We start from the raw sequence: 21,575 nt of genomic DNA, 5'->3' as shown, positions 1-21,575 counted from the left end.
CCGGTCTATGTGGACTGTCCGTGAAGGTGGACCTACCGCAAGCGATGTATCGATCCCTGGGTCACGGCCGAGCTTCCAGCCCGGTCGGGTTACGGCCCTGCGGAGGCGCAGAAGGACCGGCAGTGAGACCCGCACGTAAGCGCGTGCGGTCTGACCATACCGGTCCCTGCCCGCCGCACATAGCGCCCGCCCGCCGTCGTAGCTACTCAGAGCGCGGCGGCGGGCTGGGTCAGACGTCCATGATCGCCACCGAGGGAGGCCGGTCCGATGATGCTCGGCGATGACTTCTTCCGGCTTGCCCACGATGACGTGACCGGCAAGCCCCGCCTGCACACCAAAGCCCTCAACGTCGGCTGCGGCGCTGCTCTGCTCGCCGAGCTGATCAGCAGCCGCCACGTCGAGGTCGACGACACCGGTGTGCTGATCAAGAATCGGCAGCCGCCCGAGGACTCGCTGATGCATCTAGTCCTCGATCACCTCGTCAAGGAGGAAGGCCGCCGGCACAGCGTCAGCACTTGGCTGACCTTCTTCAGCAAGGACGCCGCCACCCAGATCGCTGAGAGGCTGCTGCGGGGCGGCCACGTTCGGATGACTCCGGTCCGCAAGCTCGGCCGCCAGACCGGGCTGCTCTACGTACCGGTCGACATCAACGAGGCCGCCCGTCCATGGGCTGTGCTGTCGCAGCTGATCCGACGCCACGAGCCTCTGGCCTACAACGAACTCGCCCTTGCCGGGCTCGCCGTCGCCACGGGACTGGAGCGTCGGCTGCTCCTGGACGCCGCCGCCGAGACGTTCGACTTCCTGCACAGCCAGGTCGCGAACCTGTGGCCACCGATGACCTGCCTGCTGCGGTACACGCACGAGGTCATCGGGGAGGCGGTGCTCGCGCACCGCCACAAGTAACCCACCCCCACGATTCAGGAGTTCCCTATGCCCTTCGCTAGAATCCCGGCCACCTCGAGCAACGTGGCCAACACCCTGGCCCGCAGCAAACTCGGCACCCCCGCTGTCGTGGTCTTCGTGATGGCCGCCGCCGCGCCGCTCACGGTGACCGCCGGAGGTGCCACCAGCGGATTCGCGATCACGGGCAGCAAGGGCATCCCAGTGGCGTACCTGGCCGTCGCGGTCATCCTGGCCCTGTTCGCGGTCGGCTACGTCGCGATGTCCCGCCACGTCGTCAACGCCGGGAGCTTCTACAGCTACGTCAGCCAGGGCCTGGGCAAACCGACCGGTGTCGCAGCGGCATTCGTCGCCGTGCTGGCCTACAACGCCATGCAGATCGGCTTGTACGGCGGTTTCGGCGCGGTGCTGTCCGGCTGGCTGCACGACCGGTTCGGCATCTCGATCGCCTGGTGGCTGTGCGCGCTCATCGGCTGGGCGATCGTGGCCGTCCTGGGCGTCCTGCGCATCGACCTCAACGGACACGTCCTGGCCGTCATGCTCGCCGCTGAGGTCGCCGTCGCGGGCCTGTTCGCGATCGTCATGGTCACGCATCCGGCTGAGGGCTCGGTCAGCTTCTCCACCTTGTCGCCCAGCTACCTGATCGCCCCGGGCATCGGCGCGGCTCTGGTGACCGCGGTGACGGGCTTCGTGGGCTTCGAGGCCACCACGGTGTTCTCCGAAGAGACCAAGGACCCCCGGCGCACGGTGGCCCGTGCGACCTACATCGCCGTGGCCATCACGGGCCTGCTGTACGGCGGATCGGCGTGGGCGCTGACGGTCGCCTCCGGACCGGACAAGATCGTGCCCGACGCCCAGCAGTACAGCACCGAGCTGATCTTCAAACTGGTGCAGCCGCAGCTGGGGCAGTTCTTCGTGGACCTGGGCCACATGCTGTTCGTGACCTCGCTGTTCGCAGCGCTGCTGAGCTTCCATCACACGGTCGGCCGGTACCTGTTCAGCCTGGGCCGTGAGAAGGTCCTGCCGAGCTTCCTGGGCCGCACCAGCCGGGTCACCGGAGCGCCGAAGTGGGGCTCAGTGACGCAGAGCGTCCTGGCCCTGGTGGTGCTGATCGGCTACGCCATCGCGCACGCCGACCCGATCGTGCACCTGTTCTTCTGGGTTACGGTGTCGGGCGGGCTCGGCGTCCTGATCCTGATGACTCTGACGTCGGCCGCCGTGATCGGGTTCTTCGGCCGCGACCGGCTCGGCGAGAACATCTGGCGCAGGGTGATCGCCCCCGTGCTGGCGACCATCGCCCTCGGCTGGGTCCTCTACCTCACCATCGACCAGTTCGACGTGCTCCTCGGCGTCACACCGGATTCGCCGCTGCGCTGGCTGTTTCCCGCCTCGTTCGGCGTCGCGGCTATCGCGGGCCTGGTCTGGGCCGGGCTGCTCAAGGCGTGGAGCCCCGCGGTGTACGAGGCGATCGGCATGGGAGTCAACGCCGCCTCGGCCAACCCGTTCGCGCCGGCCGCGCCTCTGGCCGAGGCGAGGCAGCCATGACCGGCGCCCGCGACCTCACCATCCGCCGCGCCGAGCCCACCGACGCGGGGCGTCTGACGGCGCTGCTCACCGACGCGTTCCTGATCTCCCCGGTCGGCAACTGGCTCATCCCGGGCATCGGTGTGCGCCGCCACGTCTACCTGCGCTACTTCGACATCTTCGTCCGGCACGGTCTGGCCCACGGCCTCGTGGACGTCACCGACGACCTGACCGGCGTGGCGATCTGGCTTCCACGCGACCACGACACCCCCGGCCCCGACAACTACGACCGGCAGCTCGCCGAGGCCACCGGAACGTGGGCCGACCGGTTCCGCGCGCTGGACAAGACGTTCGACGAGCAGCACCCGCACGGAGTGTTCCACCACCACCTGCTGTTCCTGGGCGTCCTGCCCAGCCAGCAGTCGCGCGGTATCGGGTCGGCGCTGCTGGCCCACCACCACGCCCAGCTCGACGCCGAAGGCATCCCGGCGTACCTGGAAGCCAGCATGCCCCGCAACCGCGACCTGTACTTGCGCCACGACTACACGGCGCGGGACGCGTTCCACCTGCCCGACGACGGCCCGCCCCTGTGGCCGATGTGGCGCGAACCGCAGGCCGCCCAACCCACCGCACGAGAGGACGACGCCCGGTCATGACCGACGCACCTGCACGCCCCACCCGCCGCCGATGGCTCGGCCCTGCCGCTGTAGCCGTCGCCGTCCTGGTGGTGGCATCGGCCGGGGCCGTGGCGCTCACGCCGAGCGGACTCGCCTCGCTGACGCCAACGCCGGTCAACGTCGCGCTCACCGTGATGCCGGGAGCCGCCTCACCGACGCCGCCGACCGACGCCTCCGGGCCGCTGATCGCCGTGGCCGACCTGCTGGTCGCCGCACCCAGCGACGCGACACACGGGCGGTACTACTACCTCCAGGTCGAGGAGTGGTCACGGGCCGACGCTGAGATCATCGGTTTCCGCCGCGAAGACTGGCGGACCGACGACGGCGGCCTGATCCGCTCGCAACAGCGCCTCCCTGGCCAGCCAGCGGCATCGTTCGACATGGCGCGCATCGGGGTGCCCGGCACGTTCGCCGGGGTGACCCCCAAGCGCGACACCGGCGACCCCGCCGAGATGGAGTCGTTCATCGAGCGGCACGGGCGCCCGTCAGGTAACCCGACCGAGCTGGCGAAGATCATCGACAACGACAACGGCGGCCAGCCGCTGGCCGACCCATGCCCGCCATCGTGCGGCCTCACCATCCGGCCCATCGTGTTCTTCGACGCGGTCACCGGCCTGTACCGCGAGACGTACCTCGACCTGCCCGCACGGACGGCGCTGCTGCGGCTCGTGGCCGTCCAACCCGGCATCACGTTCCTCGGTGAAGTCACCGACCGCGCCGGACGCAAGGCCATCGGCGTGGCCGTCACCGAAGGCGGCATCCGGTTCTGCCTGCTGTTCGACCGCAAGACCGGCTTCCTGCTGGCCTCGGAACGAGGCGTCCCGGGCTACGTGCTGGACGACTACACCCTCTACCTGACGCTCGACCGCCGCGACAGCCAGACCCCGACCAGCGGCATAACGGTTTAGCCCACACCCGAGCCGGGCCGGTACCGCCCATCCCAGAACGTCCCTGGAGGAAGACGATGACCACTCACGTCACGCCCATGACATCGCCCTCGGCGGCACCGGCCCGACCCGCGACCACTTTTGCCCGGCCCCTTCTCGACCTCATCGGCAAGATCATCCACCGGCGTACGGGTACGCCACCGCAGTACGGCCCGCCTGTCCAACCGCCGCTCGACCGCGATCCGGCGACCGTCGACAGCATCGACCAGTACGCACCCGGCGCACCGGTCTGGGCGTACATCGGCGGTACCTGGCTAAGTGCTGGCGTCGCCGACACCAGCGGCAGTTCCGCTCTGGTGATCTACCCAGCGCCCGGTTCGGCCGATGTCATGGTCGAGACGGTGCACATCAGCCACCTCCAGCTGCGCGACCGGCCAGTACGGGAAGGCGACCGGAGCGCATCGCCAGCTGCCTCCGGGGACCTTCCGACCGCCGTCCAAGCCCGGGTGACCCTCAGCCTGCACTACCCCGACGAGCTCGGACTGTGCACCGCATGCGCGGAGCGGACCCAGTTCCGGTGGGCACCCTGCCCCGACGCGAAGCAAGCCACGGCAGTGCTCGGCCTCGACCCGGCAACGCAGGTCGGAGCGCCGTGATGGCAGCCGTCCTGCAGCTGCCCACAGCGGCCCGACGCCGGATCTACCAGACGCTGGTGAGTCAGCCCGGCAGGCACTGGACCGTCCGCACGCTGACCGAGGCACTTGCCGCGCACGCCACGGTCAAGGAGACGTCCGTGCGCGACACGGTCAACTTCCTGCTGAGCCTGCGCATCGTCGCGCTCGTCCCGTACCACCGGACCATGACCGTCAGCCTGACCAGCCCCGGCGAGCGCGCCCTGATCGTCGCGCTGCGCCGCGCCCATTCGCAGACGGGGGCATGACGATGCGCATCGGCTACAGCATGTGGGGCTTCCTCGGCCCCGGCGTGATCGACACCTCCGACAACTCGCGGGCGTACCGCCGGGCGCTGCTCGACAGGTTCACGGCCGAGGGCCACCAGATCGTGCTTCTCCAGCGCAACCGAGACCTGCTGGAGGCAGGACTCGACCTGACCAGCACCTACCGGTGGGAGTCGATCTACTTTCCTGACCTCGACGCGCTGATCCTCGAATGGCGCTGGCCAACAGAGCGCAACCTTCTGCACGGCTTCACCCGCGACACGGAGGTGCACAGGCAGGCCGAGCTGCTGGACTGGTACACCCGCGAGCGCGCGACCCCCACCCTGATCTGGGATCTCCACCGGCAACTGTCCGCCGATGATCCGCTGCGCGTCCTGCCGAACGTCGCGGTCGGCGAGACGACCCCGCTGGCTACCCCGGGTGCCAGATGGCTGGCGTGCCCTGTACCCGACCAGCTGCTCGATATCGCCGATACACAGCGGCTGGCTCGGAAGGTGCGCGAACTGCCGCTGGCCTATGTGGGCAACCAGCACGGCGGCGACCTCGACGAGCACTTCGAGCGGTTCTTCTCGCCCGCGGCTGAACTCGTGCAGCACCAGGTGGCCGGCAACTGGCCCAAGGCCGAGGCGTGGCCACACGTGGAGTTCGTCGGGCCGATCGCCTTCGGGGAGGTGGAGCGGATGTACTGCCGATCGCTCGCGACCGTTCTGCTCCAACCGGAGCGGCTGTGGCGCGTCGGGCACCTGTCGTCGCGGTGGTGGGAGGCGCTGCTTGCGGGCTGCATCCCGCTCGCACCGATCGAGATGCGCGGCGCCGACGTCTACCTGCCTCGCGACCTACACGTCACTGACGGCCAGGACGTCATCGACCGGCTGGCGTGGCTGCGCAGTCTGGCTGGCACCAGAGAACACGCCGATCTGCTGACGGCCTGCTTCGCCCGGCTGGAACCGTTCCGCTGCTCGCTCGTCGCGCGCCAGGCCCTCTCGATGCTGGAGGCAGTTTCATGATCACAAAGGTGATCGGTTCGTCACCTGCCGTCGCTGCTGGCACCGCGCCGACCGGGCTCGTCCATCGGCGCTGGGCGGCGTACGCGGCCAGCATCGGCAAGCGGCGCGGGACACCGACGGCCCGCACGAAGTACGGAAGACTGGCCCCGGTGGGTTCCCCGCCGTGGCACGCCGCCGACATCGTTGCCCTCGACCTGGAGGGCAGCGGCGCACAGGACCACGACGCCGAGGCGATCCTGGAAGTCGCCGCCGTCCCGCTACTTCGCGGCCAACCTGACCTCGATCGTGCGTTCACCTCGCTGATCAACCCTGGGCGGCCGATACCGCCGCGAGCGTGGCTCGCACCCGGCTTGACGGACGAGGTCCTCGCTACGGCTCCGACGTTGGACAGCATTGCGCCCACCTTGGGCGAGCTGATCGACGGAAAGTGGGTGGTGGGGCACAACGTGCTGGTCGACTGGCGGCTGCTGAGCAGGCACCTTCCCGGACTTCGCCCGGCGGGCCTGCTCGACACCCTTCGGCTTGCGCGGACCATGGCGTTTCCCGATCGCAAGCTGTTGACGCTGGTGGACAGCTTGCGGCTGCGGGAGGCGATGCATGCCGCAGCCGGAAGAAGTCAGCCTCACCGCGCGTACTGGGACAGCGTCGCAGCGGCCTATGTCCTGCCGAAGCTGATTTACCGGTTATGGCCGAAGCGCCCGCCGACCTTCGCCAGTCTCGCGCTGATGGCCGGCGTCGCGCTCCCCACCGAGCCTATGGAGCAGCCCGGCTTGTCTAGCCACCGCCTGATTTGCCAGCAGCTGAACTGATCAACACCGATGCAGATATGCCCGATCAATTCGATGAAGGAGTGCTGAGTGGTCCAGATGGTTGATGCCGACCGTGCCGCCGAGATGCGAGACGTGCTGATCGCCGAACTGCGCACCCAGGGCAAGATCACGTCCGACGCGGTAGAGGCGGCGATTCGCCAGGTTCCCCGCGAGCGGTTCATGCCCGAGGGCACGGACTTGGCCGAGGTGTACGGCTACGACAACTCGGTCGTGACCAAGCGCGACGAACACGGCCGCGCGATGTCGTCTGTGTCGGCGGCCTACATCCAGGCGGTGATGTTGGAGCAGGCCCAGCTGCGGCCAGGCATGTCGGTGCTGGAGGTCGGCAGCGGCGGACTCAACGCGGCCTACATCGCCGAGATCGTCGGGCCGCAGGGCCGGGTGGTCAGCATCGACATCGACCCGGAGGTTATCGACCGCGCCGCGACCGCCCTGGATGCGAGTGGCTACGGAAGCCGCGTACGCGTCCTGACCGTAGACGCTGAGCACGGTGTGCCGGACGAGGACGCGTTCGACGCCATCATCGTGACGGTGGGCGCGTGGGACATCGCTCCGGCGTGGCTGCGCCAGCTGCGACCGGACGGCGTGATCGTCGTGCCGCTGATCATGAACAATGTCACGCGGGTGATCGGCTTCCGCCGCGATGGCGACCGCCTGGTCAGCACCGCTACGGAGATCGCGGGCTTCGTGCCGATGCAGGGCGACGGCGGCCACGCCGATCGGGTTTTCGAGCTGCCCGACGCCAACGGCCACAAGGTCCGGCTGGCGTTCGACTCCGGCGCACCCGACGACATGCATCAGCTCGACGGAGCGCTCGCCACTGAGCGGGCCGAGGTCTGGTCAGGCGTGACCATTCCGAATGGGGTCTCGTTCGTCGACCTGCATCTGTGGTTCGCGTGGTACCTGGATGGCTTCTGCCGCTTCACCGCCGAACCCGGCACGGTCCTGGCCGGTGAGAAGCAGTGGTTCCCGTTCGGTGTCGTAAGCGGTGGTGGGTTCGCCTACCTGGTGGTGCGGCCAGCCCTTGAGGGAACCGGCGCGGAGTTCGGCGCTCGCGGCTACGGCGACGGCGGCGAGCTGGCCGCCACGGCGATGGTGGAGCAGATCCAGGCGTGGGACCGCTACGGCCGCCGGACCGAACCGACCTTCGCCTACTGGCCGAGCGGTGGCCAGACGCAGGCCCCCACCGGCACCGACGCCATGGCCAAGACCCATGGCGTCGTCACGATCTCCTGGCCCAAGGACAGCGGATCTCCCCAACGCTGAACTCGGGCCAGGTGGCAAGGAACCCCTTTCACTTCTCACGAAGGAGAGTGATGTCGATGCCGCCGACCGCGGTCCTCGACGCCCCCGAAGCCGTCCTCACCGACGAGGACTTCGACCTGGACATGCGCGTGGTCGAAGCGACCACGCCGCTGGTGGTCATGATGTGCAGCACCAGCGACGGCTGCGGCGCCACCTGCAACACCAGCGCCTGCAACACCTCGTCCTACGACCCGAACTGATCGGGTAACGCCCACTCAAGCACTACCCGCTGCCGGAGTCCGCAAGCCGGGCTCCGGCAGCCCATCCACCCCTCAACCCCTCCCGGAGGCTTCGCCGTGCCGCCCGCGCGCACCCGATTCCGGCCGGTCGGCCCGCTGCTGGTACGCACCAGCACCGACCCCGGCATCCAGCCCGATCCGACCGCGAGCCTGGCCGTTCCGATCGTTGACGCACCAGCGGCGATCGACTGGCTGGCCAAGTCCTGGGAACAACCACACATCCGTGAGGCGATCTCCACGGCCAGCCCCGACCTCGCCCTCCGCGTAGGCCAGATCCTCGCAGCTCCGGCTGACACCGACGTTGCCGCCGCCCGCAGAGCATCCCTGGCCCTCGCGTCCTACCTGCTGCGCTGGAGACGACGAACCACGCCGTTCGGCCTGTTCGCAGCGGTCACGACGGCGGCTACCGGACCAGCTGAGGCGAAGATCGGTGATAGACACCGTGCCATCGCCCGCGTCGATGCCGACTGGCTCGCCATCGCGCTCGCCAGACTCGGACAGAGCCACGATCTGCGCCGTAGACTTTCCGTCACCGCCGACAGCGCCGCCACCGTCCGCGACGGCCGGGTCATCGTGAACGCGCGCCCGGAAGCGGGATCGCGGAAACCGGGCACACCCCGGGAAACGTCGACCACTCTTACCCCGGCCGTTCGCCTCGTTCTTCAACACGCGGCCAAGCCGATCCCGTTCAGCGACCTCCTATCTCGGGTCGCCGCAGCCGGGCCGTCCATCGCACCGGCGAGGATCGAGGCGCTGCTGCACCGCCTGATCAGCAGTGGCCATCTGATCACGAGCCTCCAGCCGCCGCTGACTGCCGTGGACGGCCTGGCTCACGTCCTCCGTGTGCTCGACGCGGCCGGCGCCGACGACATCAGCGAGATAGCGCCCACGGTCAAGCAGCTGCGCGACGTCCACATGCAGCTTGCCCGTCATAACAGTGCCGACTCGCCCGCCGACGCCGCGACGATCCGTGCCTCGGTCACCGAGACCATGGCCGGCATCGCACCCGGTACCGAGCACCAGCTCGCCATCGACCTGCACCTGGACGCGCACATCAGCGTCCCGCAGCAGGTGATAGACGAAGCGGCTCGTGCCGCCGCGGTGCTGCTGCAGATCAGCACCCAGCCCTTCGGGTCGATCTCCTGGCTGGATTACCACGCCCGATTCCGCGACCGCTACGGCCCTGGCGCGCTGGTCGCGGTGCGGGACCTGGTGGCCGACTCCGGTCTCGGATACCCGGCCGGGTTTCTCGGCGCACCACGCGCCCGTCCGTCCTGGCGCGCGGTCACCGAACGCGACGTGCACCTGATGGCGCTCATCCAGCGAGCACTGCTGGACGGCACAGACGAGATCGAGCTGACCGACGCCGACATCGACGCGCTGACCACCGGTGACCACGCCACAGTCGTGCCACCCTCGCGTGTCGAGCTGGGCTTCGCCGTCTACGCCGCCAGCTGCGAAGCGCTGGCAGCTGGCGATTTCGCGCTGCAGGTGACCGGTGCTCCCCGCACGCCGACCAGCATGGCAGGCCGGTTCGCGTACCTGCTCGATCCGACCGACCAGCAACAGGTCGCCGCCTCCTTCGCGGTCGGCACGAGCGCCGAGGCAATGACCGTCCAGATGTCGTTTCCGCCCCGCCGGATCCACAACGAGAACGTGACCCGCGTCGGCCAGCTGCTTCCAGACGTCATGACGGTTTCCGAGTACGCCGACACCGACGTGATCACGGTCGACGACCTCGCCGTCACTGCCGACGCCGAGCAGCTGTACCTCGCCCACAAACCCACCGGGCGGATGGTGATCCCCCGCGTCCTGCACGCCCTGGACCTGGTGGTCCAGACGCCGCCGCTGGCCCGATTCATCGCCGAGGTCGCCGAGGCACGCAGTGCGGTCTTCGGGCCATTGGACCTCGGCGCAGCCGCCCGTAACCTGCCGTACGTCCCGCGCATCCGCTACCGCCGCACCCTGCTGACCGCCGGACGCTGGCTACTGTCGAGCACCGACATCACCCCGACCATCACCGACAGCAGCCGCTGGACAGCGGACCTACGGACCTGGAGACGGCGCTGGCGTGTACCCGCCCGAGTCGTCTTGTGCCACGGTGAGGTACGCCAACCGTTGGACCTCGACCAACCGCTGGACCGGGAGCTGCTGCGCCACCGCCTCACGCAGGTCGAACGCCTCGAACTGCGAGAAGACGCCCCCGAAGACGGATTCGGCTGGATCGGCCGCCCCGCCGAATTCCTCACCGCCCTGACCCCGGCAACACCGCCGATACGGCGTCTACCAGTCACCGCCACGCCGGGCGGCACGTCACAACCCGGCGCGGCGGACATCGTCCACGCCCGGCTGGTCGGCACCCCAGCACGTTTCGACACCCTGCTGACCGACCACCTGCCGTCCCTAGCCGCACGCCTCACACAACACGGCGTCGACGATTGGTGGGTCACCCGTCACCGCGACACGATCCGCGTCGAAGCCGACCAACATCTCTCGCTGTTCCTGCGGCTCGATCCCACAGCCGCGTACGCGACCATCGCGGCGAAGGTGGCGGAGTTCGCCGCCGGCCTGGCCGCGGGCGGCCTTCCCGCCGAGCTGACCTTCACCGCCTACCACCGGCACACCGGCCGCTACGGCGAAGGCCCGGCCATGCTCGAAGCCGAGCGGGTCTTCGCCACTGATACCGCAGCCGCCATCGCGCAGATCCGCACCGCCGAACAACTACGCATCGAACCAGCCGGGCACATCACACCCGCGATGGCCGAGGCGACGGCACAAGCCCTTGCCGCCGTCTCCATGACCCGGCTCGCCGCCGCACTCGCTGAAGACCCGGCCACCGGATGGCGAGCGCTACTCACGTGTCTGGAGAACGTGACGCAACCCGCGAGCCGCGCACTCACCGAACTGGCCCGGCGCCTGGCCGACCCGGGCGGCGAGCACCACTTCCTTCAAAGCCTGCCCGGCGGCGAAGCCATCGCCGAAAGCTGGCAGCACCGGGATATCGCTGTTGAACGGTACCGGGCCTGTCTACTGCCGCAGCGCGATCCGCTAACGGTGCTGCGCAGTCTCCTGCACGAACACCACGTCCGGGCGGTCGGTGTCGATCCAGAGTTCGAGCGTGCGACCAACCACGCCGCTCGCGCAGCGGCCATGCTCTGCCTGGCCAAGGCGGCACGGCCATGACCGACACAATCGATGCCGCCAGCATCACCGACGACGAGGCGGGAGAGCAGTCGCTGATCACCGGCGATCTGGGCATCGCGCTGCTCGCCGTCGAGCAAGCGCTCAGCACCGGAGACTGGTCTGACGCCCGCCAGCTCATCAAACGAGCCGCGAGTGGACCTGTCGACGCCGCCGCCCACAGCAGCCTCTTCTACGGAGCCCCGGCGATCCTGCTCCTACTGGACGCCGCGACCGCCGATGGGCAGGACCGCTACGGCACCGCCCGCGCGACCTTGAGCGGCCACGTCCGGCACCTCGTCCGCGAGCGGTTGGCGGCGGCCGAGCAACGCCACCGCAGCGGCCGGCACACCAGCTTCGGCGAGTACGACCTCTTCTACGGGCTCACCGGCCTCAGCGCCCTGCTCCGACGATGCATGCCCGACAGCGACGAGTACGCAGACGTGCTGACCTACGCCATACGCCTGACCCGACAGCGCACCGACGACGGGGACACGCTGCCCGGCTGGTGGGTCGACCACGACCCCGACCCGACCCTGCCCACACCAGGCGGCCATGCCAACCTCGGTATGGCCCACGGCGCCGCCGGGCTGCTGGCCTCACTCGCCCTCGCCGCGCGCCAGGGCATCCAGTTAGACGGGCTACTGGAAGCCATCGACGACCTGGCCTCCTGGTTCGACAGCTGGCGGCAGGACGGCCCACTCGGCCCCTGGTGGCCGCAATGGATCACCCGGGACGACCTGCGCACCGCACGGCCCACCATCGGACCCGGCCGACCATCCTGGTGCTACGGAACACCCGGCATCGCCCGCGCGCTCCAGCTGGCCGCCATCGCCACTGGCAACACCGCCCGTCGCGACGTGGCCGAACACGCACTCGCCGCGCACCTGTCCACCGCCCACATCCGGCTGCTGGCAGACCCTGGCCTGTGCCATGGCATCGCCGGGCTCTACCAGACGGCATACCGCGCCGCCGCAGATGCCCGCACCAGCGCCCTGGCCGACCAGCTGCACCACATCGCCGCCGTCCTCACGCACGCCGAGCCGGGACACCAAGACCACAGCTTCCTCACCGGCACAGCGGGCTACCTGCTGGCCACGCGGACGCTTACCCACAGCCCTCGAACCAGGTGGGACACATGTCTCCTTATCGCCTGACCGATCCGGCCGTCCTGACCGCCGCCGTCGAGGCCGTCCTCGCCGGAACTCCGGCAGACACCGCCGCAGCCGACGCCGCGATCAACCTCGCCGAGGTCAAAGCCGCGATCGAGACCTACCGCACAGGCGGCCAGACCGCCCTCCACCACGCATACGACCTTGCCTGGTTCAGCGCCCGCCTCACGCCCGCCGACTGGGACCAGGCCGAGGGGGCGTTCCGGGAGCAGATCGGCCCGCGACTGGACCTACTCGACGGCGGCAACGCCGCCTGGTGGTTCCTGCGCAAGCACCCGCACTGGCGAGTTCGCATCCGCACCGCCAACCGCAGCGCGGCCAAGAACACGCTCGACGAACTCGCCGCCGCCGGCACCATCACCGCCTGGGAGCCCGGCGCGATCTACGAGCCGGAACTCGCAGCCTTCGGCGGGCACACCGCCATGGACATCGTCCACGAGTTGTTCTGCGCAGACAGTCGCAGCCTCCTGGCCTACGTCGCCCAAGATCCGCTCCCGTTGGGCCGCCGGGAGCTATCGATCCTGCTCATCCGAGCCCTGCAACAGCACGCCGGTCTGGACTGGTACGAAGCCGCCGACGTGTTCGACCGCGTAGCCCGTATGCGACCGCAACCCGCCACCTCCGATCTCACACGCACCGAGCGTCTGGCGGACAAGCTGCGCCCGCTCCTGGGACTGCCCGCCGAGGCGCACAGTGCGCTGTTCGACGCGACCGGGGCGCTCGCGTCCGCGTCTTCGTGGCACGACGCCTACGCCAAAGCCGGTAACCAACTCGCCGAAGCGGCCAACACCGCCCGGCTAGGCCGCGGCTTGCGAGCGACCATCGCTCACGCCGTGATCTTCGCCTGGAACCGGCTCGATCTGACTGCCCCCGCACAGGGCGTCCTCGCCCGCGCAGCCGCCACCGCGATCCTTCCCGGGAGCTGACATGCAACCAACCCCCTTCGCCGCAGCTGCACGCCGCTTCCCGTTGCTTGGACGTCCACGACCAGACTGCCCCGCGCTGCCCCTACGGATCAAGGAGGTCATCGACCTCGCAAACGCCGCCGTGGAGAAGTTGGACCATGGCATGGACGACGCGGCACACGCGCTCAACAAGGCCGCGCTCATCGCCAGCGACGCGGGCATGGCGGACATGGCCCGCGCCCTGTGCTGGCAGCACATCAGCGCCTACCTGACGGCCGAGCGTCCTCTGACCTTCACCGAAGCGCGCTACATGCTCGAACCCGTCATCAACCTGGCACGGCTCGACATCCGATCCGAGCAAGGCCAATCCGCGGTCACCGCCCTCAAAGCCGTCCACCGAGCCGTGACCGAACGAACGGACCTCGTCATCGACGGACGCACACTGCCCACCGCGATCCTCACCGGCGAACAGGCTGAACGCCGCAGGATGGTCGAATGGGTGTGGCTCCAACTCTTAGGCGAGGGCATCCGAGCGCTGACCATGGCGAACCGCTGGGCCGACGCAGCTGACCACGCTCTGGCGTACAGGGGCGTCGGCACCCACCTGACGGAGGGACGCCAAGCCCTCATCATCGCCCAATGCGCCGTAGGTGATCCTGCCGAAGCCAACAAGATCCTTGCAAGCAGTGTCCTGACCCAACCCTGGGAACAACAGGTGGCCTCCTGCCTGCAACTTATGTGCAGCCCACCCGACGCCACGCGCGTGAAGGATCACCTCGCCACCGCGATGCGGCGCCTCGCCACCGCGCCGCCTGCGGCCAACTACGCCTCATACCGAGCCCGTCTCGGACTCACCGTCACCATCCTCGCTCACGGCATCTGGCCCGAGGCGGCCACCGGGCTACTCCATCGCACGGCCGCGCTCGCGATCAACAGCACCGACGGCTACGCGGCACGAGACGTACTCGGCTTCCGCGAACCCATCGAGGGCATCACACACGATCAGATCACCGACTTACAGAACATCAGCCGACGCGCTGGACTGGCCGTTCTGCACTTGCCCGAGGCAGTGCTCAACAGAATCAGCCGCGCAGCCGACTCGGCTGCGAAGATCATCGAAATCGGGCTCAAGTCCGCCAGACGATGAAGCCGCATTCAGTCCGACCACAGGCGGTAGCGAAGTCGGCGGTCACGGGCTGCACGCACGGTCAGGTGAGGCCCGAAGGCCGCACCTGACCGCGTGCGAGCTGCGACCACAGTCACAGCATCTTCGCGATCACGTACGCGGCGCCCGCCGCACTGATCGCCTTCTGCCAAGCCTTGGGCAGCAAACCGAGGGCGGCCAGCGCGCCGGCCAAAGCCAGCCACTTGCCCAAGTCCCCGGAAAACGCGCCGCTAGATGTCCCTGACATCGTGAAGTCACCTCCTTCCCCGGTCCGGATCGGTCACCACGATCGGCGTAAACGCTCCTCCTCCAAACGATTGTGCTGCGCTAGATTCCATGGCGCACCCTTCCAGGACCACCAATTAGGTGTAATCTCCATAGCGTGGAGCCCATCACGCAGCCGGGGACGATCGAACAGCTGGTGTCCGACGCCGCTGCGCACGGTCACGCGGTCGGCGTACGTCTAATCCGCGACTGGACCGAACAGGGCCTGCTCGACTATCCGCTACGTCGCTCAGCTGGCAAGGGACACGGCTCGCACCCAGCCCTGTACTCCGCCAACCAGCGCAATCTGTTCCTGACCTTGCTGCACCACAGGGCCAACAACAAGATCAAGAGCCTCGCTCGTATTCCGGTAGGTATCTGGATGTACTGGGGCGACGAGTTCGTGCCCACAAGCCAGGCCCGGCGGGCCATGATCACCTGGCTGGGCGACCCGCGGGCCAGCAAGCAGCAGGCCAAGCAAAGCGCCCAAGAAATCCTCCGGCAGATCGACAACCGCGACGCGAGCATCGCCGCGAAGCGCGAGCTTCTCGACGCCCTGACGGACATCGCCTACACCGCCCGGCCGGACCACTCGCGCCTGGAACGCGCGGTACGTGGCGTCTTCGATCCAACGGGAAGCAAGATTCGCAGAGCTATCGGCCATCCCGCCGCTCCGATGATGGCGGACTCGGTGATCGACCTCATTAAGGCTCGTCTGGCGGCCGTTGCTCGCCTACGGGCCGGCAAGGTAACTGATGAGGAGCTGGTGCGAGCCCGCCATCTCCACCTGGTGACCTTCGCCGGTTACGCTCTCCAGCAGCCCGGACTCGCCGCCGCAGCACCGTCAACCGTTCCCGACATGTACGAGCCCGTCACGGCCGAAGCAGCACTGAACAGGTCATGCGGCGACCTCCTCACAACCCTGGGCATGGCCGAACTGCACCCTGAACACGCCGCACGCATCGCAGCAACACCCGCCCCCCGGATCAGCTTCATATAGAGCTATTTCATCGACACTCATCATTTGCGACCACAAATGATGAGCAAGGGAAGTCGGCGCGCCGTGAAGCGGCGAGACTACGGCAATGCGTGAAGCGGCTGATGGATGCTCGTTCGGACCTTGGTCCGCATCAGGGGTACGTCGCTAGCGCCTCCTCGCGACGCACGAGCATCGGCGTAAGGTGCTTGTCGAGGAGCGCCACGTCATTCTCGGCGAGGCCCAGCAGGGGGCGGCGCATGTATGCGCTCCAGGCGTCTGGCTTGGGGAAGGCGGCGAGCTGGTTTACAAGGGGTTGGAGCTCCAGCCCGCCCGGATGCAGCACGACGCCCTCAACGGTCAAAGGGCAACCTGACGCGAAAACTCTGCCCGCGAGCGAGACAGGCTCGTCCAACACGCGTACGGCAGCCGTTGCGGTTGCCGTAGCGATGATGCGACCGCGGTCACGGGTTGGGTTCAGCATGGCACCACGTGTGGCGTACAAGTAGAGCCGATCGCCGGCAGCGAGGGCACGTACCTCTGCCCGAGGCGTGCTGGGGAACGCCATACGCTGCTCGGCCAACACCCAGCGAATGGCGTCGCGGTGGCTCAGGATCGCGAGGTACGCAGTCACGGCAGCCACGATAGCGGAGCGAAGCCCGATGTATCGATGGCAACAGGCGATAGGAGTGGGTGGCGTTGTGAGCGGCCAGACGGCGGAGCACTTGCAACGATGCCCCACCGCCTGGCACACAAGTACTCCTACGACGTGGCGAGCTTCAACGGTGGCAGTTCGTTGACGATACGGACAGTCTCCACGCTGACGGTCACGATGCGCTTTAGCAGGTCGATGATGTAGCGCGGGTCACCCGCCTCGGCCGCCCAGTCGTTCGGGTCATTGACGATGCCGCTGGCCTTGTCGGTCTTCACCTGGTACCGCTCAACGATCCACTCAACACCAGACCGCGAGCCCAGCATGTAGTCGTGAGCCTCGGAAGGGATTCCCTTGAGGGTGATGTTGCTGTTGTAGACCACGGTGGACCTATCCACAGACTTGCCCGCCTTGCCGAACGTCATCTTCTCCACGCGGTAGAAGTCTGGGTGTGCCGCGTCCGCCCCTGGCCTAACGATCTCATCAAGCGGATACGGGTCGACCTGCTCATAGCCGACATGGAGCTCCGCCAATTTGCGTCCTGCGGCGCAGAAGGTGGCAAAGTCCTCCGCCGTTGCGACCTGGGGAATCCGCGGGAGCATCTTTTTGAGGTCGGCAGCGTATTCAAATCGATATTCTGGAGAGTGAAGCAGGCCGTATGTGTAGTAGAAGATATCGTCTTTTGTAACCAGTGCTCCGTAGGTGCTGCGATAGCCTTGCAGGATCTCATCGGAGATATTATCGATGCGCTTATATGCGTCTGTGTCTCCATTGTCGAACAGATTCGCCTGTCCCGTTGACTGCTCGTAGGTGTATCGGGGAAAGAATTGGCCTCCGCTACCTGCGCCTGTTACATGCAGGTCGGGAAGCGAGTCGATCATAAGAACAGAGAACGGTACGGCGGAGCCCATTCCGACGATGTAGAACCCCAAGTTGGAGTGATCTGAAGTCGGGAAGATCTTCGCCAACTGATAGATCATGTCGTTCAGTTGGCGATCAAAGTAGACGTATTGCTTGTTGAACGGTCTGTATGTGCTGACAGTTATCGCGTTTGTGTGGACGGGATAATAGACCCCGCGTGCCAGGTTCGCCTTGTCGGCACGGTTCCAGCTGATCTTTTTCGGATCAAGGTCGACGAACGAATCAACACCCGCCTTTGGGTCCACGACCTTTTCACGTCGGCAGAACTCGGCGTACTCCGCAACCTGATTGTTGTAGTGGCCGACCATTCGTCCGATGTTGACTTGCAGTGCGTCACGTGATGAGTTGTAGACCCATGCGTCTCGGTTGGTCTTGAGTCCGCCGGAATATGTTCGGAAGACACTTGCTTGGTCGTCAGCCTTCGCGCCCATGGGAGAGAAGGCTTCAAAATAAGCACTGCGCTGGTTGATCCAGTCGCCGTCGTCATTCGGCGTGATCGGCTGCCAGTCGATTGTGTCGATAGAGTTGCCTGCAACTACGGCGAGCTTCTGTTCCCGCGTGAGGTAATCGCCGATGTCGCGGTAGTAGATCTGTGCGCCGACGGACGCGCCTGGCTTTTTGACTAGGAGCAGTATCGCAACGGTGCTGCGGCTGCCCTGCCCGAAGATCTTGCCGCCTTCGCGCTTCGATAGGTCTCCGGCAGTGCGCTGGTTTCCACGCAAATTGAAGCAGTAGATGGCGTGGAACTCCTCGGCAAGACTCTTACGTAGGCCATCAGCCGTGTTGGAGTCGATGTAGCCGCCATTAGAGACGTAGCAGATTATGCCGCCCTGTTGCGATGCGGCGATCCGGTCCGAAGCCCAGCGGATGGCTCGGATGTACGAGTCGTACAGCGAGTTTCTGTTCGTCGCGGTTGAGCGCGCGGCATAAGTGCGAGCGATGGAGGCGTCCAGAGTTGGGTACCTCTGGTTCTGGTTACCGTCATTCTGGCTGGTCTGTCCAACCGAGTAGGGCGGGTTTCCGACGATGACCCGGATGTCCAGGCTCTTCTGATGCGCGACGCGCTCGTTGTTCTGCGGGAAGATGAACTCGTCCATGGGGTCACCGTCCTCGGCCATCTGGAAAGTGTCCGTCAGGACGATGCCGTTGAACGAAACGTACTCACCGCCCGCGATGCCATGGTAGGTGGCTTCGATGTTGATGGCCGCGATGTAGTACGCCAGTAGCAGGATTTCGTTAGCGTGAAGCTCTTGGGTGTACTTGTAAAGCAGGTCCTCAGATCGAATGATTCCGCTCTGAAGTAGCCGGACGATGAACGTGCCCGTACCGGTGAAAGGATCGAGTACATGTACTCCTCGATCGCTTATTGATGCGTTGAACTCGCGGCGCAGAACTTCCTCGGCGCTGCGGATGATGAAGTCGACAACCTCGACCGGGGTGTAGACAATACCCAGAGACTCGGCCGCACGTGGGAACGCAATCTTGAAGAACTTCTCGTACAACTCTGTGATGATCTTCTGCTTGCCTTCGGCGTTGTCGATGCCCTCGGCGCGCAAGCGGACGCTGTTGTAGAACCGATCCAGCGTTTCGGTCTCGCTGTCGAGGTTCTGTTCGTCGAGCGCGTCGAGCATCCCCTGCATCACCTTGGACACTGGGTTGTTCTCCGCGAAGGAGTAGCCGTCGAACAACGCCTCGAAAACCGGCCTCGTGATGAGGTGCTGGGCAAGCATGTCGATGGCGTCGTCACGTGTGATGCCATCGTTGAGGTTGGCGCGAAGGCCGTTGAGGAAGTCCTCGAACGTGTCGTTGACGTGGAGCGTGGGGTCTCCGAGCAGTGCCCTGATGCGCGTCGTGTGCCGTTCAGCGATGACCGATACGTCCTTGGCCCAGTCCTCCCAGTAGCGGCGGCTGCCGACCTTCTGAACGATGCGTGCGTAGATGGCGTCGCGCCATTCACCGATGTGCGGGAAGTCGAACCCCGGCTGGACGTACTGCTGCCGGTTGCGCTGTTCGCCGGGTTCGCCCTCGAAACCTCCGACGCCGATGACCTGGAGCTTGTCCGGCCGCGCCTTGTTCAGCTCGATCTGGTTGACCATCGCGTTGAAGCGCTCATCATGCGCTCGCAGCGCCTGGAGCACCTGCCAGACGACCTTGTATTTCTGGTTGTCGGCGAGGGCTTGCTCAGGCGTCATCTCGGCTGGGATGCCGATGGGCAGGATCACGTAGCCGTACTGCTTGCCCGGCGCCTTGCGCATCACCCGGCCGACGGACTGCACGACGTCGACGACAGAGTTCCGTGGGTTCAGGAACATCACCGCGTCGAGCGCTGGTACATCTACGCCTTCGGACAGGCATCGAGCGTTCGACAGCACCCGGCAGGAGTCTGCCTCGGCTGGCGCCTTCAACCAGTCGAGCTTCTGACTGCGACGCAGAACGTTGAAGGTGCCGTCTACGTGATCTGCCTGGCAGCGCAGCAGCGGCTCGTTCGAGGTCTCATCGTCGTCCAGGGCGAGCGACGTGATGTGCTGGTCGACGATGCTCGTGAACAGCTTGGCGAACTTCTTCGAGTCCTCGATCGATCGCGCGAAGGCAACCGCACGGGTCATGGGGCGGGGGTCCGTACCGAAACCGGACTCGGCCTGGCCGCGCTTGGCGAGGCCGTTCCAACAGCCCACGATCTTCGCGGCGTCATCCAGGCGAAGCTCGCTGTCCTCGTCGGCAAGCTGCTGCTGGAAGGTAGCGCTGACGGCCCGCTCGTCAACGGCGAGTACTAGCACCTTGTAGTCAGCCAGCAGGCCCTTGTCGACAGCCTCGCCGAATCCGAGCCTGTGGAACTCCGGCCCGAACATGGCCTCGTCGTCCATCGACGCCAACTCGGCAGAGCCCTCGTCAGCCTTCGACTTGCTGCCGTCGTCGTAGATGCGCGGGGTCGCTGTCATGTACAGGCGCTTCGCGCCCTTGACGAACTCCTGCTTGTGCACCTTGACGAAGTTCGACTCGTCTTCATCGACGAGCGTCACGCCCGTAGTTCGGTGTGCCTCGTCGCAGACGATCAAGTCGAACTCGGGCAGTCCGGCCCTCTGGGCCGCAGCCACGGCGGGCAGCGACTGATAGGTGGAAAAGATGACCGTGATCTTGCCGCCGTGCTGACCCTCGTTCACCTGAGCGTGCAGCTTCTGAGGGTCCGTAGTGGCAGGGAAGATGAGGTCGTAAGGCGAGATGTCCTCGCTTTCGGTACGCCGTCCCGCACGTACGTCAGAGCACACCGCGAAGGGACGAAGCGGTACCTCTGCCTCGGAGGTCCACTCCTTCAGCGTCTGCGAGAGCAGCGAAATCGAGGGCACGAGCAGCAGCACCATGCCGCCCGGTGCGACCTGGTCCTCGACGATGCGGAGTGAGGTCATGGTCTTGCCGGTGCCGCAGGCCATGATGAGCTTGCCGCGGTCGTGTGCCTGGAAGCCCTCGCGGACCTTCTCCAAGGCCGTCGTCTGGTGAGGGCGCAGAACCTTCTTCGCCCGGAGTGTCATCACCTCGGGCTGCTTCAGGCTGAACTGCGACCAGTCGATGCTCGACTCGTCGAGGTCCTGCACGCGAAGGCGGGTAACCGGGATGTGCTGGTCGGCGAGAGCGTCCTCGGCGTGAGTGCTCCACTTGTCAGTCGTGGAGACGATCATGCGTCCGGTGAACGGGGCCTTGCCCGACGCGGTGAAGAACGAGTCGATGTCGTTCTTCTGAAGCGTGTGGGAGGCGTCATAGAACTTGCACTGGATCGCGGTCAGAGCGCCGGTCTCCCGCTCCTCGGCAACGAGGTCGATCCCCGTGTCGGGCTTGCCGGCGCGGCCAGGCCAGTCTGCCCACAACCAGACGTTGCTGAAGCGGTCAGACCAGGCGGTGTCCATGCGGAGATATGCGGCGATCAGGCGCTCGAACTTGTCGCCTTTGTCGCGCTCGTCGGTCGACGTGACCTGAAGCTCGTGCAGGATGTCGTGGATACTCGTCGCCACGTGTGCCAG

The 21,575-nt window shown here is 66.7% G+C and carries 17 protein-coding genes; 15 read left to right on the top strand and 2 right to left on the bottom strand.

Going from position 1 to position 21,575, the window contains the following annotated elements:
- Positions 1-267: 267 nt before the first annotated feature.
- The 15 genes from Cba03nite_RS11050 to Cba03nite_RS10980 all read left to right on the top strand — a co-directional run bounded on the left by Cba03nite_RS11050 (position 268) and on the right by Cba03nite_RS10980 (position 16,013).
- Entirely contained in the window at positions 268-903 is a 636-nt protein-coding gene (locus tag Cba03nite_RS11050) for a GOLPH3/VPS74 family protein (protein ID WP_203744900.1), read from the top strand.
- A 27-nt stretch (positions 904-930) separates the two neighbouring features.
- A complete protein-coding gene (locus Cba03nite_RS11045; protein WP_203744898.1) occupies positions 931-2,445 on the top strand; it encodes an APC family permease in 1,515 nt (504 codons plus the stop codon).
- Positions 2,442-3,080 carry a GNAT family N-acetyltransferase gene (locus tag Cba03nite_RS11040; protein ID WP_203744896.1) on the top strand — a complete coding sequence of 213 codons (639 nt, stop codon included), beginning with the start codon at positions 2,442-2,444 and terminating at the stop codon, positions 3,078-3,080. The genes Cba03nite_RS11045 and Cba03nite_RS11040 overlap by 4 nt, the downstream gene beginning before the upstream one ends.
- On the top strand, positions 3,077-4,009 hold the full coding sequence (locus Cba03nite_RS11035) for a hypothetical protein (protein WP_203744894.1): 933 nt from the start codon (positions 3,077-3,079) through the stop codon (positions 4,007-4,009). Before Cba03nite_RS11040 ends, Cba03nite_RS11035 begins: the two co-directional genes overlap by 4 nt.
- Positions 4,010-4,065: 56 nt before the next feature.
- Positions 4,066-4,644: a hypothetical protein gene (locus Cba03nite_RS11030; RefSeq protein ID WP_203744892.1), complete on the top strand. Its 579-nt coding sequence runs from the start codon at positions 4,066-4,068 to the stop codon at positions 4,642-4,644.
- The gene (locus tag Cba03nite_RS11025; RefSeq protein WP_203744890.1) at positions 4,644-4,928 is read left to right on the top strand and encodes a hypothetical protein; all 285 of its coding nucleotides are present in this window, start codon (positions 4,644-4,646) and stop codon (positions 4,926-4,928) included. Before Cba03nite_RS11030 ends, Cba03nite_RS11025 begins: the two co-directional genes overlap by 1 nt.
- Complete coding sequence (locus Cba03nite_RS11020) at positions 4,925-5,953, top strand: hypothetical protein (RefSeq protein ID WP_239125640.1); 1,029 nt, start codon at positions 4,925-4,927, stop codon at positions 5,951-5,953. The genes Cba03nite_RS11025 and Cba03nite_RS11020 overlap by 4 nt, the downstream gene beginning before the upstream one ends.
- A complete protein-coding gene (locus Cba03nite_RS11015) occupies positions 5,950-6,762 on the top strand; it encodes a 3'-5' exonuclease (protein ID WP_203744888.1) in 813 nt (270 codons plus the stop codon). Before Cba03nite_RS11020 ends, Cba03nite_RS11015 begins: the two co-directional genes overlap by 4 nt.
- A gap of 57 nt (positions 6,763-6,819) precedes the next feature.
- Positions 6,820-8,049, top strand: coding sequence for a methyltransferase, FxLD system (gene fxlM / locus Cba03nite_RS11010; RefSeq protein WP_203745400.1), 1,230 nt, complete (start codon positions 6,820-6,822; stop codon positions 8,047-8,049).
- Positions 8,050-8,099: 50 nt separating this feature from the next.
- Positions 8,100-8,288, top strand: coding sequence for an FxLD family lanthipeptide (locus tag Cba03nite_RS11005; protein ID WP_203744886.1), 189 nt, complete (start codon positions 8,100-8,102; stop codon positions 8,286-8,288).
- A gap of 96 nt (positions 8,289-8,384) precedes the next feature.
- On the top strand, positions 8,385-11,510 hold the full coding sequence (locus Cba03nite_RS11000; RefSeq protein ID WP_203744884.1) for a lantibiotic dehydratase: 3,126 nt from the start codon (positions 8,385-8,387) through the stop codon (positions 11,508-11,510).
- Positions 11,507-12,664, top strand: coding sequence for a lanthionine synthetase C family protein (locus Cba03nite_RS10995; RefSeq protein WP_203744882.1), 1,158 nt, complete (start codon positions 11,507-11,509; stop codon positions 12,662-12,664). Before Cba03nite_RS11000 ends, Cba03nite_RS10995 begins: the two co-directional genes overlap by 4 nt.
- A complete protein-coding gene (locus tag Cba03nite_RS10990; RefSeq protein ID WP_203744880.1) occupies positions 12,646-13,605 on the top strand; it encodes a thiopeptide-type bacteriocin biosynthesis protein in 960 nt (319 codons plus the stop codon). Before Cba03nite_RS10995 ends, Cba03nite_RS10990 begins: the two co-directional genes overlap by 19 nt.
- Position 13,606: 1 nt before the next feature.
- Positions 13,607-14,731, top strand: a complete 1,125-nt coding sequence (locus Cba03nite_RS10985; protein ID WP_203744878.1) for a hypothetical protein — start codon at positions 13,607-13,609, stop codon at positions 14,729-14,731.
- Between the two features lie 400 nt (positions 14,732-15,131).
- The gene (locus Cba03nite_RS10980) at positions 15,132-16,013 is read left to right on the top strand and encodes a hypothetical protein (protein WP_203744876.1); all 882 of its coding nucleotides are present in this window, start codon (positions 15,132-15,134) and stop codon (positions 16,011-16,013) included.
- Between the two features lie 130 nt (positions 16,014-16,143).
- On the opposite strand, the gene Cba03nite_RS10975 is transcribed toward Cba03nite_RS10980, so the two are convergent.
- Both Cba03nite_RS10975 and Cba03nite_RS10970 read right to left on the bottom strand, forming a co-directional pair.
- Positions 16,144-16,623 (bottom strand): hypothetical protein, encoded by a 480-nt coding sequence (locus Cba03nite_RS10975; RefSeq protein WP_203744874.1) that lies wholly within the window; start codon positions 16,621-16,623, stop codon positions 16,144-16,146.
- Positions 16,624-16,751: 128 nt separating this feature from the next.
- On the bottom strand, positions 16,752-21,566 hold the full coding sequence (locus Cba03nite_RS10970) for a DEAD/DEAH box helicase (RefSeq protein WP_203744872.1): 4,815 nt from the start codon (positions 21,564-21,566) through the stop codon (positions 16,752-16,754).
- Positions 21,567-21,575: the final 9 nt, after the last annotated feature.

It is taken from the genome of Catellatospora bangladeshensis, assembly GCF_016862575.1.
GTDB lineage: Bacteria > Actinomycetota > Actinomycetes > Mycobacteriales > Micromonosporaceae > Catellatospora > Catellatospora bangladeshensis.
This window is presented reverse-complemented; position numbering and strand designations above follow the sequence as displayed.